General features: G+C 67.7%; 10 protein-coding genes. 2 read left to right on the plus strand and 8 right to left on the minus strand.

Going from position 1 to position 14,303, the window contains the following annotated elements; translation table 11 throughout:
• Positions 1–20: 20 nt before the first annotated feature.
• Positions 21–1,484: a glyceraldehyde-3-phosphate dehydrogenase gene (locus tag BEI_RS10755; RefSeq protein WP_097789527.1), complete on the minus strand. Its 1,464-nt coding sequence runs from the start codon at positions 1,482–1,484 to the stop codon at positions 21–23.
• Between the two features lie 181 nt (positions 1,485–1,665).
• Between BEI_RS10755 and mfd the strand changes: the two genes are divergently transcribed.
• Both mfd and BEI_RS10765 read left to right on the plus strand, forming a co-directional pair.
• Positions 1,666–5,115, plus strand: coding sequence for a transcription-repair coupling factor (gene mfd, locus BEI_RS10760; protein WP_097789528.1), 3,450 nt, complete (start codon positions 1,666–1,668; stop codon positions 5,113–5,115).
• A gap of 238 nt (positions 5,116–5,353) precedes the next feature.
• Complete coding sequence (locus BEI_RS10765) at positions 5,354–6,418, plus strand: L,D-transpeptidase family protein (protein WP_097789529.1); 1,065 nt, start codon at positions 5,354–5,356, stop codon at positions 6,416–6,418.
• A 1-nt stretch (position 6,419) separates the two neighbouring features.
• Here the strand turns inward: BEI_RS10765 and BEI_RS10770 are convergent, their stop codons facing one another.
• The 7 genes from BEI_RS10770 to BEI_RS10800 form a co-directional block, all read right to left on the minus strand.
• Positions 6,420–7,382 (minus strand): EAL domain-containing protein, encoded by a 963-nt coding sequence (locus tag BEI_RS10770; RefSeq protein WP_097789530.1) that lies wholly within the window; start codon positions 7,380–7,382, stop codon positions 6,420–6,422.
• Positions 7,379–9,733, minus strand: coding sequence for an EAL domain-containing protein (locus tag BEI_RS10775; protein WP_097789531.1), 2,355 nt, complete (start codon positions 9,731–9,733; stop codon positions 7,379–7,381). The genes BEI_RS10770 and BEI_RS10775 overlap by 4 nt, the downstream gene beginning before the upstream one ends.
• Positions 9,730–10,170 carry a TadE/TadG family type IV pilus assembly protein gene (locus tag BEI_RS10780; RefSeq protein WP_193765095.1) on the minus strand — a complete coding sequence of 147 codons (441 nt, stop codon included), beginning with the start codon at positions 10,168–10,170 and terminating at the stop codon, positions 9,730–9,732. Before BEI_RS10780 ends, BEI_RS10775 begins: the two co-directional genes overlap by 4 nt.
• A gap of 282 nt (positions 10,171–10,452) precedes the next feature.
• Positions 10,453–12,279, minus strand: a complete 1,827-nt coding sequence (locus BEI_RS10785; RefSeq protein ID WP_097789533.1) for a pilus assembly protein TadG-related protein — start codon at positions 12,277–12,279, stop codon at positions 10,453–10,455.
• Complete coding sequence (locus BEI_RS19275) at positions 12,279–12,614, minus strand: DUF3613 domain-containing protein (RefSeq protein ID WP_097789534.1); 336 nt, start codon at positions 12,612–12,614, stop codon at positions 12,279–12,281. The genes BEI_RS10785 and BEI_RS19275 overlap by 1 nt, the downstream gene beginning before the upstream one ends.
• Before the next feature lie 31 nt (positions 12,615–12,645).
• Positions 12,646–13,380 (minus strand): tetratricopeptide repeat protein, encoded by a 735-nt coding sequence (locus tag BEI_RS10795; RefSeq protein WP_097789535.1) that lies wholly within the window; start codon positions 13,378–13,380, stop codon positions 12,646–12,648.
• A gap of 1 nt (position 13,381) precedes the next feature.
• Positions 13,382–14,290: a type II secretion system F family protein gene (locus BEI_RS10800; protein WP_097789536.1), complete on the minus strand. Its 909-nt coding sequence runs from the start codon at positions 14,288–14,290 to the stop codon at positions 13,382–13,384.
• Between the last annotated feature and the right edge of the window lie 13 nt (positions 14,291–14,303).

Below are 14,303 nucleotides of genomic sequence, written 5' to 3' on the forward strand. Positions count from 1 at the left end.
GGCCGGGGCGGAGTGGTCGCTCACCCCTGGGCGCGGGGCAGCTTGAGGAAGTTGACGTTGGAGATGTGCTGGAGGATGCGGATCACCTGGCAGCTGTAGCCGAACTCGTTGTCGTACCACACGTAGAGCACGACATGCTTGCCATTGGCGATGGTCGCCTGAGCATCGACGATGCCGGCGTGACGGTTCCCCACGAAGTCGGTGGAGACCACCTCGGGCGAGTCGACGTAGTCGATCTGCTTCTGGTACTGGGAGTCGATGGACATCCGACGCAGGTAGTCGTTGAGGGACTCGACGTCGGTCTCGCGCTCCAGGGTCAGGTTGAGGATCGCCATCGACACGTTGGGAGTCGGCACCCGGATGGCGTTGCCGGTCAGCTTGCCGCCCAGCTCCGGCAGGGCCTTGGCCACCGCCTTGGCGGCGCCGGTCTCGGTCAACACCATGTTGAGCGGGGCGCTGCGGCCACGGCGATCGCCCTTGTGATAGTTGTCGATCAGGTTCTGGTCGTTGGTGTAGGAGTGCACCGTCTCGACGTGGCCATGCTCGATGCCGTACTCGTCGTTGAGCACCTTGAGCGTGGGCACGATGGCGTTGGTGGTGCATGACGCCGCGGAGATGATGCGATCCTCGGCGGTGATGTCCTGATGATTGATGCCGTAGACGATGTTCTTGACGTCGCCCTTGCCCGGCGCGGTGAGGATCGCCTTGGCCACGCCCTTGCAGGCCAGGTGCTGTCCCAGGCCGTCCTCGTCGCGCCAGATGCCGGTGTTGTCGACCACCACGGCGTTGTCGATGCCATGGGCGGTGTAGTCGACGTCGGCGGGCGAATCGGCGTAGATCACCTGGATGACGTTGCCGTTGGCGGTCAGGGTCCGGGCCTCGGGGTCGACGCTGATGGTGCCCTCGAAGGGCCCATGGACGCTGTCGCGGCGCAGCAGGCTGGCCCGCTTCTGCAGGTCCTTGGCGATGTCGCCGCGACCGCGCACCACGATGGCCTTGAGGCGCAGCAGGTTGCCGCCGCCGGCCTTCTCGATCAGCACCCGAGCCAGGATGCGGCCGATACGCCCGAAACCATAGAGCACCACGTCCTTGGGCTCGCCGTTGCCGGCATCCGGGTCGTGAGCGTCGACGATCTCGGCCAGCTCCTCGCGCAGGAAGGCCACGGCATCACCGCCGCCGCGCTTCTTGTAGGCCACGCCCAGCTTGCCCACGTCCACGTGGGCCGGCCCCAGGTTGAGCTCGGTCATGGCCTTGACCAGCGGGAAGGTATCCTTGACGGAGAGCTCGGTCCCCTCGACCTTGCGTACGAACCGATGGTCCTTGAGGATGCGGATGACGCTGCGGTTGAACAGCGAACGTCCGTACAGCGTGGTCACGACGTTGTTGTGCCGGTAGAGGCTGCCAATCAGCGGAATCATCTGCTCGGCGATCGCCTGGTTGTCGTGCCAATCCTGGAAGACGGTATCGAGGGGTTGCTGACTCACGAGGGGCCTCTCTATGGGGTTGAGATGTCGGCGGTATTATCCGACCCCCGACGCGCCAGGGCAATCGCGGGATGGTCGCAGGCGCTGTAGGGGATTTACAGGAATTCGCCGCTCACTACACGAGGCCGCCAGGCTGGTATGATGCGCTCAGTCACCCATTCGACACGACGCACACGACGCCATGCCGACCTTCTCGCCACTCGATCCGCCACGTCCCCGGGGGCTGCGCGATACCCTCTACTGGCAGACGCCGCCCGGCAGCGCCACCGCCCTGGCCCTGGCCCATCTGGCCGAGGACGCCCCGCTGCTGGTGATCACCGCCGACACCGCCGCCGCGCAGCGATTGGAGGGCGACCTGGCCTTCTACTCGCGACTGCCGGTCATGCCGTTCCCCGACTGGGAGACCCTGCCCTACGACAGCTTCTCCCCGCATCAGGACATCGTCTCCGCCCGGCTTCGCACCCTGCGCCGGCTCCAGGACGGCGAGCACGGCATCGTCCTGGTGCCGATCAACACCCTGATGCAGCGCCTGGCCCCGGTGGACTACATCGCCGGCCGGGTCATGACGCTGGAAGTGGGCATGACCCTGGACCGCGAGGGATTTCGCGAGCGCCTGTCCCGGGCCGGCTACCGGGCCGTGGAAACCGTCTACGAACCCGGTGAATACGCCCTGCGCGGCGCCCTGATCGATCTCTTCCCCATGGGCAGCGACTCGCCCTTGCGCATCGACCTCTTCGACGACGAGGTCGACAGCCTGCGTCATTTCGATCCGGACACCCAGCGAAGCGCCGACAAGGTCGAGCGGGTCGAGTTGCTGCCGGCGCACGAGTACTCGCTGTCGCGCTCGGCCATCGCCTGCTTCCGCGAGGGCTTCGAGACGCTGTTCGACGTCGACCCGCGCCAGTGCCCGCTGTACGTCGACGCCCTCAAGGGGATCCCCTCCCCTGGCCTCGAGCAGTACCTGCCGCTGTTCTTCGAGGAGACGGCCACCCTGTTCGACCACCTGGCCGAGGGCACCCGGGTGGCCCTGCTGCCTGGGGCCTTCGACGCCGCCGAGCATCACTGGGCCGCGATCGAGAGCCGCTATGAAAACCTCGGCGTCGACCCGACGCGACCGCTGCTGCCTCCCCATCGCGCCTTCGTGCCGGTGGCCGAGGTGTTCGGCGCCATCAAGCGCCATCCGCGGGTCGAGCTCACCGACGACGCCGACCATCCCCATGCCCTGACGCCGGGCGCCCGACCATCGCCGGTGGTGCCGATCAACGCCCGGGCCAAGCATCCCCTGGCCGAGGTCGAGGGCTTCCTCGCGTCCCATGCGGCGACGCGCGTGCTGTTCGTGGCCGAGTCCCGGGGCCGCCGCGAGGCCCTGGAGGAGACGCTGTCCCCGCTCGGCCTGTCCCTGCCCCATGTCGACGACTTCACGGCCTTCCTGGCCGGCGACGCCCGCACCGCCATCACCGAAGGGGCTATCGACGCCGGTCTGTGGCTGGAGGCCCCCGACCTAGCGGTGATCAGCGAGACCGAGCTGTTCGGCGAGGTGGTCCGCCAGAGCCGGCGCCGGGAGAAGGTCACCGACGACGGCGAGCTGGCCATCCGACACCTGGCCGAACTCAAGCCTGGGGCACCGGTGGTCCACCAGGCCCATGGCGTGGGCCGCTATCGCGGCCTGGAGACCCTCGAGGCCGGCGGCCAGGCCGCCGAGTTCGTCGCCCTCGAATACGCCGACGGCGCCAGGCTCTACGTGCCCGTGGACAGCCTGCACCTGATCTCGCGCTATGCCGGCGTCGACGATGAGCTGGCCCCCTTGCACCGACTGGGCTCCGAACAGTGGGACAAGGCCAAGCGCAAGGCCGCCGAGAAGATCCGCGACACCGCCGCCGAACTGCTCGACGTCTATGCCCGCCGCGAGGCCAAGGAGGGCTTCGCCTGCGAGGCGCCGGACACCGAATACGCTCGCTTCGCGGCCAGCTTCCCCTTCGAGGAGACCCCGGACCAGCGCGCCGCCATCGAGGCGGTGGTGGGCGACATGACCGCCCCGAGGCCCATGGACCGGGTGGTGTGCGGCGACGTCGGCTTCGGCAAGACCGAAGTGGCCATGCGGGCCGCCTTCCTGGCCGTGCATTCCGGCCGCCAGGTGGTGGTACTGGTGCCCACCACCCTGCTCGCCCGCCAGCACTATGAGAACTTCCGTGACCGCTTCGCCGACACCGCCGTGAACATCGAGCTGATCTCGCGCTTCACCGGCGGCCAGGGACAGGAAGCGGCCAGGAAACGGATCGAGGAGGGCCAGGCGGACATCGTCATCGGCACCCACAAGCTGCTCTCCAAGTCGATGCGCTTCCCGAAGATGGGGCTGCTGATCATCGACGAGGAACATCGCTTCGGGGTCGCCCAGAAGGAACGTCTGAAGAGCCTGCGCGCCGAGGTGGATATCCTGACGCTCACCGCCACGCCGATTCCGCGGACCCTGAACATGGCCATGAGCGGCATCCGCGACCTCTCGATCATCGCCACTCCCCCGGCCCGGCGCCTCTCGGTCAAGACCTTCGTCCAGCAGCGCGACGAGGCGGTGATCAAAGAGGCGATCCTTCGCGAGATCCTGCGCGGCGGGCAGGTCTACTTCCTGCACAACGAGGTCAAGACCATCGAGACCGCCGCCGAGACGGTGCGCGGCCTGGTGCCCGAGGCCCGGGTCGGCGTGGCCCACGGCCAGCTGCCGGAGCGTTCCCTGGAGCGGGTCATGTCGGACTTCTACCACAAGCGCTTCAACGTGCTGGTCTGCTCGACCATCATCGAGACCGGCATCGACGTGCCCAGCGCCAATACCATCGTCATCGAGCGCGCCGACAAGTTCGGCCTGGCCCAGCTGCACCAGCTGCGCGGCCGGGTCGGCCGCAGCCACCACCAGGCCTACGCCTACCTGCTGGCCCCGCCGCCACGCGCCATGACCCGGGATGCCGTCAAGCGCCTCGAGGCCATCGGCCAGGCCGAGGACCTGGGCGCCGGCTTCACCCTGGCCAGCCACGACATGGAGATCCGCGGCGCCGGGGAGCTGCTCGGCGAGGAGCAGAGCGGCCAGATGGAGGCCTTGGGCTACAGCCTCTACATGCAGATGCTCGATCGCGCGGTCAAGGCGATCCGCGAGGGCAGGACGCCCAACATCGAGGCCCCGCTGGCGGAGGGCGTGGAGATCGGCCTGAACCTGCCGGCGCTGATCCCCGACGACTACCTGCACGACGTCCAGCAGCGGCTGGTCATGTACAAGCGTATCGCCAGCGCCGAGACCGAGGCCGAACTCAAGGAGCTGCAGGTGGAGATGATCGACCGTTTCGGCCTGTTACCGGCCCCGGTGAAGACCCTGCTGCGCCAGACTCGGCTGCGCCAGCGTGCCGAACGCCTGGGCATCGCCCGGCTGGAGGCCGGCCCCGAGAAGGGACGGGTGATCTTCGCCGGCCATACCCGGGTCGACCCCTTGCTGCTGGTCGAGATGATCCAGCGGGAACCCAGCCGCTACCGCCTGGAGGGGGCCGACACCCTGCGCTTCGAGGCCGAGATGGCCGACGAGGAGACCCGCTTCCGCGTGGTGGAAGCACTGCTCGAGTCGCTCAACCGCAAGGCCGAGGCGGCATGAGCAGCCACAAGCGTAGGCTCGAGTAGAAAGTAGAAAGTAGAAAGTAGAAAGGAAACCGTAGAATGAGGAGCCTTTTTACTTGCGACTCGCCACTTGTCACTTTCTACTCGCCCTGGCGGCTTGGCACTTGTCGCTTTCCGCCGGCCCCACTGGCGAACCCTCGCCGGCTCGGGCAATCTAACGCGATTGCCGTCCCCTGCCGGACAGGGCGGCCCCCAAGACGAACCGATCCGAGACCATGACCCAGATGACTCCCTCCCCCCTTCGCGGCTCCTTGACCCGCACCCTCCTGCTGCTCGGGCTGGGTGCCGCCCTCGCCGCCCCCCTGCAGGCCAGCGAGGAATGGCCCCGGGGCCACTATCCGCTGCCCGAGGAAGGCGACCTGGTCGGCGAGGTCTATACGGTGGTGGCCGACGAGGAAGACACCCTGATCGACATCGGCCACGAACACGGCATCGGCTACCGGGCCATGGTCCGCGCCAACCCGGACGTCAGCGTCTGGTATCCCGGCGAAGGCACCGAGGTGACGATTCCCGGCCGGTTCATCCTGCCCGACGCACCACGCACGGGCATCGTGATCAATGTAGCCGAGATGCGCCTCTACTACTATCCGCCGGCCGAGGAAGACCAGCCGCGCATCGTCCAGACTTACCCCCTCGGCGTGGGCCGCCAGGACTGGGAGACGCCGCTGGGCAACACCACCATCACCCAGAAGGTCGAGAACCCGGCCTGGTACCCGCCGGAGTCCATCCGCCGCGAGCACGCCGAGGCCGGCGACCCCCTGCCCAGCGTGGTTCCGCCCGGCCCCGACAACCCGCTGGGCACCCGCAAGATGCGCCTGGGCATTCCCGGCTACCTGATTCACGGCACCAACAAGCCGGAAGGGGTGGGCATGCGCGTCTCCCATGGCTGCGTGAGGATGCTGCCGCAGGACGTGGAGCACCTGTTCGATCAGATCTCGGTGGGTACACAGGTCCGGCTGATCAACGAGAGCTTCAAGCTCGGCTGGTCCGACGGCACCCTCTATGTCCAGGCCTACCCCTACCTGGACGAGGAACAGGGCACCACCATCCAGCGGGTCACCGAAGCGCTCGGCCTGGTCGACGCCAGCGTCGAGGGGCTCGCCTATCCGGTGGACTACGCCCGCCTGCGCGAGGTGGTCGAGGTTCCGGGCGGCATGCCCGTCGCCCTGGAAGCCTCGCCGGAGGCCGACCCCGAGCCGGCCCCCGCCCCGGCTCCCGAGTCGCTCTACGACCGCCTGGAGCTGGTCGCCGCCGAGGTCGAGGACGGTCCCCGCGGCTGAGTCAGGCGTCGGCGGGCGCCGGTGCCCGGTCGGGCCGCGCCCCCTCGGGCGGGGCCCCGCCGAGCCAGGCCGCCAGGAAGCGATCCGCCGGCACCGGACGGCCGAGGAGGTATCCCTGTCCCACGGGACAGCCCATGCGCTGGAGCAACTCGAGCTGTCCGCGGTCCTCGATGCCTTCGGCCACCACCTCCAGCCCCAGGGCCTCGGCCATCGTGATCAGGCTCTGGACCAGCACCCGGCTGCGTCGCTGGCTGTCGATGGGATCGATGAAGGCCTTGTCGAGCTTGACCTTGGAGAAGGGCAGCCGCTGCAGGAAGCTCAGCGAGGTGTAGCCGGTGCCGAAATCGTCCAGGGCGATGCCGAAGCCGTGATGGCGAAGCAGTGACATCACCCGCCGGACCGTGTCCAGGTCCTCGAAGGCCACGTGCTCGGTGAGCTCGATCTCGAGGCGGGCAGGATCGATCGAATAGCGACGGCAACGCGAGTTCAGCCATCCCGGAAACTCGAGGTCGGTGAAGTGCCGAATGGAACAGTTCACCGACAAGCTCAGGTCACTCGCCTCCGCGGGCAGCGCCGCCAGCCAAGCCAGGCTGGCCTCGAGCACCCGACGATCCAGCGGGATGATCAGCCCCGTCGCCTCGGCAAGGGGGATGAATTCCCCCGGGGATACGCTGCCGAACCGCTCGTCCTGCCAGCGGATCAGCACCTCGGCCCCGACGAGCTCGCCGCCGACGAGACGATGTTGTGGCTGCAGGTAGAGTTCGAAGAATGGCGTGTCTCGGGCGAGCGCCTCACGCAGCGCCTGCTCCAGCTGGCCGGCCCGCTGTAGCCCGGCGTCCCCCGGCTCGACTGGCGCTTCAGGGTCCGCTGGCGACGACATGACGGAGGTGCGCCGCCAGAGCAGCCAGGCCGCCGTCAGCGAGAGGGCGGCCAGCAGGCCATAGAACCCGGCCAGGGCCGTCATGACGACTCCGGGGCCAGATGGCCGGGGGCCGTTGACGGGGACACCCCGTCCGGCGCCGACAAGGGGCGGGACGGACCGAGCAGCCGGCCCTGGGCCGACACGAAGTTCATCCCTCGGACCGCCACCAGCTGGTCCGAGGTGGTGACACCGGTCACGGTGATATGCCGCCCGGCCAGCTTGGCCATGTCGCGCAGGCTCTTGAGGATCAGGATCGCCGACTGATCATGGGGGACCCTGGCCACCAGCGCCGGCTCCAGGACCAGCCGCGACAGGGGGAGCCGAAAGATGGCGTCCAGCGCCCGCCCCGAGCGGGTCGGGGCCTGCATGGCCACGCCGATCCCGATCTCCCGGCAGCGTCGCAGCGCGGGCTGCAGCCTCTCGGTCTCGAGCAGTTCCTCCCCCCGGAACTGCAGCTCGAGCCGCGAGCTGTCCAGGCCCTGCTCCTCGCACGCCGCGAACAAGGACTCGATGACGTCACCATCGACCAGCTGGGACAGGCCGACCGGGATCGTCCATAGCGTCCGCCCGGAGCGGGGACCTTCCGGCTCATCCTCGGGCATGGCGCCTCCGGCCAGCTCATCGACCACCCTCCGGCAGATCAGGCGATCCAGCAAGGCCCGATGGCCCGCCCCCTCGGCGAGTCGGACCAGCTCGTCCTGCTCTACGGTACCCCAGCGTGGAGAGTGCCAGCGGACATGGACCTCCCCCCCGCATGGCCGGCGATCCGCCAGCAGGAAACGCGGCTCGAGGGAGAGGCTCAACTGCTCGGCCAACTCCCCGGGCGACAGGCGTCCCAGGAGCTCGGTCAGGGCCAGGCACCGCTCATCGGGGGCGACATCCTCGGGAACAAGCATCCGAGGCTGACGGTCCGCGCTTCTCATGACCTGGCGGGCGGCGCCCTGGGCTTCCTCGAGCAAGGCGAAGGGAGTCATGTCGCCACCGGACAAGGCGACCCCGATTCGCGGCAGCAGCAGCCTGTCTTCACGGCCCACCTGGAAGGGGGCGGAAAGGGTTTCCTGGAGCCGCTCGGCGAAGACCATGCCCACCGGCGACCGCCCCGTCTCGTGCCTCGGATGGAAACTCATTATCGCGAAGACCTCTCCTTCGAGACGAGCGACGTACCCTTCTCCCCGCACGGTCCGGCGCAAGCGCTTGGCAATGCGACGAATGGCCTCTTCGGCGCCCTCGGGACCCAGTGTCTCTCGAAGCCCCTCCAGGCGATCGAAGCATATCCAACAGAGCTGGAAAGCATGGTCACTGTCCAGATAGCGCTTTAGACGGTGTTCGAGTAACGGCCGACCCGGCAACCCGGTGGTAGTGTCATAGCCGAAGCCTTCTCGACGGCGACGCCGATGCCTCTCGATCGCAGCCGCCGCCCCAAGAACCAGCATCGCAAAACCGCCCAGCCCCAGAGAGGACCACTGTAGCCAGCTTCCCAGGCTACGCCTTTGTGCCTCGTCCGCCGGCACGCCTCGGTAGCGCAGCTCGTCGCGTAATCCCTCCCGGAGCCGGGTACGGGCGGCATGCCAAACGACCGGTCCGGCTGGCGCCGTCTCCTCCAGATCCGAGCCCAGCATGGCCAGCAAGCGCTCGGCCACGCCCGATACACGGGGTTGAATCCCTCCCAGGCAGCCGTCCTTGAACCACTCGGGCATAAGACACCACGCAGCCGTCGGCGTCCCCAGCAGTGAGGCGGCCTCTCGTCGATGCCTTTGATAGGGCAAGGCGAGCAAGACATGCTCGGTTCCGCTGACGGGGGGCGGCAATGGCGCTTCGCCCACTACCTTCAGCGCATCGAGGCGCGCCTGGCCCTGACGCAAGACATTTGCCAGCGCGGGCATCGGCGAAGCATCACTCACCCATCCCACCAGGCGATTCGCCTCGGTTCCCTGACGCAACCAGGCCAGGAGACGGGTGAGCACCGGCAACAGATCGAGATGGGCGATGCCTTGCCGGCGCAGCCAGCGGCGATGCGCCGGCGCGAAGGCACCGTACGCCACGACACGCTGCGCCGGCGCGACGCCTGCCTCGAGCAGCTCGGCATAGGCCGTGACCGCCGGATCATGCAGCAGCATGACGTCCTGCACCTCGATCAGGTCGCGTCGTCGTAGCGCCTGGCCCAGCTCCGCCGGCGACAGTTCGCCTTCCCGGAGATAGACGATTTCCAGGCTGCCGGGCCCCCTCTCGGCCTCGACCCGATCACCGAGCTCGGCGAGCAGGGCGCGATCCAGGACCTGCCCCGGGTGTCCCGGGACGATGACCAGCAGCGTCTCACCGGCCCACAGGGGACACGCCACCCATAGCGCGACCAGGAGGATCCAGCGAAGCCGCCGGGCGCTGCCGTGCCTCATAGGCGAATCCTTGAGGTGGACTCGACTCGCTCGAGATGCGGGATCTCGACACCCAGCAGCTCCAGCTTGGGCAAGGCGATTCCCGGATCATGATCGGGCCCGATGCCGATCCTCAGGCAGACCTCGAGCACACCGTCCTGGATCTCATAGAGCGCCTCACGTCCACAGCCTTGTATCAGGGCGGTGTCCAGCCAGGAGTCCTGCAGCACTCGACCGACTTCGGCCTCGATGGCTTGCTGCACGGGTTCGCTGCCGATCGACAGCGAAGACCTTTCCACGCTCAGCACCGCCCGGCTCGCCTCCGCACTGAGACCATGCAGGCTCTGGAGGACGGCGAAACAGATCGAATAGCTGACGATGGCGTAGAAGATCAACAGGAACAGCGGAAAGACGATGGCGAACTCGATTCCCACCGCCCCTCGTTCACGACGCTTCATGAGGCCCCCCTTGCCGATCGAGCTCGTCGAGGAGTTGACGATACAGGCTGCAGGCATTATGTCCCTGGCGAAGGTAGTCACCTCGACGATGCTCAAGCCGCTGGGCCCAGGCCAGTGCCTGACGCGGCTGCTGTGCCGCCCACGTCTCGAGCCGGGCCGTCAGGCGCGTTTTCAGCTCGGCCGCTTGCCGGCTGTCACAGCCATGGAAGGCCTGACTCGAAGCCATCGGGCTCCAGGCCGACATCAGCAACAGCAGCGCCGTCTTCAGGACCCTGGAACGACTCATTTCACCAACTCCACCCGTCCCGAGCTCGCATCGATGACCTGCACCTCGAGCACGTCCAGCCGGATTCCCAGCAGTTCCAGTAGAGGCCCCAGAACGACGGTCCCGATGTTCTCGACGAGCGGGCTCAGCACATTCATCAATAATTGCAGGATGGGCTCCAGGACACCCTTGACCACGGTGTCCACGATGTCGTCGATGACGCACCCCAGTTCCAGCAGGCCGCAGTTACCGTCACCGCTACTCAGCAGGTCGACATCGACCTCCAGGTTGTTGCCCAGACTCGATAGCAGCCCCCCCAGGGAATTGCCGGGTTCCAGCTCGACCTCCTGGGTGTGCGGATAAGGCGGCGAGTACGACAGACGCTCATCACCCTCGTCGATCACCAGCCCCCCGCGTCGCGCGGCCACGGCTTCGGCGGACACTCGGATATCCACCAAGGAAGCATCATCGGCATCCAGAATATTGACCGACAAGGGGGCCGGCGGCATGCCGAAGGGATCACCCAGATCGCCGCTGTCACCGAGGTAAAGGGCCGCCAGCGTCGGTTTGGCCAGGATCTCGACCTCGCCACCGGGGCCCAGCTCGGCCAAGGCCGCCTTGCCGCTTCCCGCATCCAGGCGCAGGCCGAGGTCCAGGCTGACCAGCCCCAGGTCGAGGTAGGTACTGACGGTCAGCGCCACCTGCGGGGACATGACCTCGGTCCGCCAGTGGCGATGGCCGTCGGGCGACGCGAGTCGACCAGGGGGACCGATGGCCAGCTTGGGAGGCTCGACGATCGTCAAGCCGATATCCAGATCGAGGACGCTGTCGAGTTCGTCGATGCCCTCTCCGAGCGCCTCCGAGCTGACGTCCAGATCGATAACATTGTCTCCATTGGCGACCAGTAACCCGACCCCCAGCAGATCGCCCAGTCGGAGCTGAGTCTCGAGTGCCTCGTCCCGCCCACCGCCGGGCATCTCCAAAGCAAGGAGTTCACCAAGGGTGATATCCCTGAGCCCGATGCCGGCGCTTTCCTCGATCAGGCTGAGCAGCCCGAGGTCGATGCCGGCCAGCTCTCCCTCCTCCTGGCGACGCTGCAGCACCTCGGCCATCAGCTCGACGAACCGGGATACCGATAGGTCGGCGTTGAGCAGCTCGTCGATGGATGACACCGCCTCCAGACCGACCAGGGGCATTGCTTCCGCCAGCTGCAGCAGGGTGATATCCGTATCCAGCAGGCCCTGATGATCGATCAGCGACAGATCAAGATGGCTCTCGGCCAGCACCCCCCTCAACAGGGGAGCCAGGAGCGGTGAGCTGTCACTGTCGACCTTGAGCAAGCTGGTGCCGACCGTAAAGGCCGCCGTCCCGCTCCGACTCGCCACGGCCTCAGCGGACAGGGTCAATGTCGAGGGTGCCTCTGCACCGCCCAGTGCCGCCAGGTTGGCTACCAGGCTGGTCGGCACCTCCTTCGAGGCCACCACGCGCAGGCTGTTGTCGAGGCCGACGCCTCCGGTGACGAACACACGCCTGTGGTTCTCGACCCTCAGGCTGCCGAGTTCGGCCTCGAGGGTGTTATCCGCGGCGTCAGCATCGAATTCGTTGCGCGATGCCGCCGCCCGCGCCAGGGCGTCGAGGTTGTCGGCCTCGGGCAGCGAGACCTGCGCCATGGCCTCGAGCGCCGCCAAGTCGGCGACACGCTGCAGGTTGCGCTTCTCCATGTAGAGCCGCCCGGTATCCAGGGCCAGGGCGATGCACAGCACCGTCAGCAGCATGACGAAGGCGCCGAGCAAGCCGATGGCGCCGGCCTGGCGCCGGCTCCATCGGTAACCGTTACGTCTCATCACTCACCGAAATCCATGTCGATGTAGTCGTCGGGGATCGCATGACTGAAGCTGTCCACATAGCGTCGATAGATACGCGCCTGGACGGCACCCGACAGCGTCTGGGCCCTCGACGTGGCCAGGCGGCCACTGCGCTGCGTTTCCAGCAGCCGGGCGGCTCGCTCTCCGGGGGCCATGCCGCGTCGATGGGCGTATGCGGTCTGCCTGACCTCGGCCGTCGCTTTCGGTGGCGCTGCATCGCTCGCCCCCGCCACCCCGACGGGAGCGAGTAAGGCCGCGGTCAGCAGCAGGGCCAGGGGGCTGAGGGTGTGATGCCCACGCTCGAATTGGTGCATGTCGTCTCCTTTCCTTGGTTACCGCTTTCCGTCATTCATCGCCCTCGCCGGGCTCGGACCGAGCCAGTCGACGCAAGCGCTCCACCAGCTCGCCATCGACGCCGTAACGGGCCGCCAGTCGCTGCGCCTCGGCCGTCCGGCCTTCCTGCATCAGTAGCATCACCAGGTTGCTGGCGGCACGGGACCGGTCGCCGCCGAGCTCCAGGGCGGTGAGCAGTTCCTCACGAGCCTCGCGACGTCGCCCCTCGAGCAACAGCAGGTATCCCAGGTCGTTGCGAATGTCCGGGTCCGCGGGGCGCGCCAGTCGCGACTCACGCATCAATAGCAGGGCCTCATGGCGCTCGCCCCGGGCCACCGCGTTACGCGCCATCCCATGGTAGGCATCCGCCGCCAGGCAGCCGGTGGCCAGGGTCTCGTAGACCGCATCCGCCTCGTCACGGCGGCCGATGGCTCTCAGGGCATCCGCGCGCATCAGGGTAGTTTCGGCAAAATCGAGACCGAGGGTCTCGAGATGCGCCAGGGCCGAGCGCGGACGGTCTTGCTCCAACTGCTGGCGGATCATGTCGATCCTGAGGCCTATCTCCGCCGCATAGCGCTCCCCGCAGGGGCCGACGGACTCGCGTCCCTGCCCCTCCGGAGCCTCGTCGAATACCAGCCTAGGCATCCGCTCCTGGAAGCCGGCACAGCCTCCCAGGAGCAACAGGCCGGCGAGCAGGAACCCGCGAACCAGGCCATGGCGATACCGTTTCATGGTGGACATCGTCATCCTAGCTCCCCAGGTTGCCGAGCATGCCGCCCAGGTTGATCACCGCCGGCCCCGCGAGCACGATCAGCAACGCCGGGAAAAGGAACACCATCATCACCAGCGACATCTTCCCGGACAGGCTCGAGACCGCCTCCTGGATGCGCAGACGCCGGCGATCCCTCAGCCGATGTCCGAGATCCAGCAGGGCGCGACGCGCTCCGCCACCGGAGGCCGAGATCTGCGCCAGCAGCTTGAGCAGGTCCTCGAGCCCCTCGCTCGGCTGGATGGCGGCCAGATCCTCGAGCACCTCCTCCCGCGCCTGGCCGGCCTCGATGCGTAGCAGGACCAGGCGAAGCTCACGGACGCTCTCCGGGCAAGCCTCGTCGAGATTGTGAATCAGGCCTCTCAGCACCCCTTCCAGCGTCATGCCGGATTCCCACAGCATGCGGGTGACCTGGATGACCATGTCGGCCTCCTCGTCGAGACGCGCGACCCGGCGCTGACGACAACGCTTGAGCCACAGCCAGACCATCACGGCCGCCGCGCCGGCGAAGGCCAGGCCCGCGACCAGTACCCGGGGCCAGGCGAGCCCCAGCTGCATGCCATAGAGGACCCCGCCGCTGAACACGCCGAAGACGATCAGTGCATTGGCGAACAGCAGGTAAAGCTGGGCGCGGCTGCCGATGTATCCCGCCTGACGCAGCATCAACGCCAGCTCCGCCAGCCAGGGCCGATCGCTGGTCTGACGCCGCCACAGTACGCGACCGCCCCCCAGCAGGCGGGCTTCCAGCGCCGCGGCCTGTCGACGATGATCCGCAACGCCGGACGACACCCTCGGCCCGCGACGCGGCGAGCGCACCAGCCGGGCCAGACGCAGGCAGAGGGCGGCGGCCACCAGGGTCAGCAGCGAACTCGTCAACAGTAGCGTCATCCTGACCTCCCTC

The organism is Halomonas beimenensis, assembly GCF_002549795.1.
GTDB lineage: Bacteria > Pseudomonadota > Gammaproteobacteria > Pseudomonadales > Halomonadaceae > Halomonas > Halomonas beimenensis.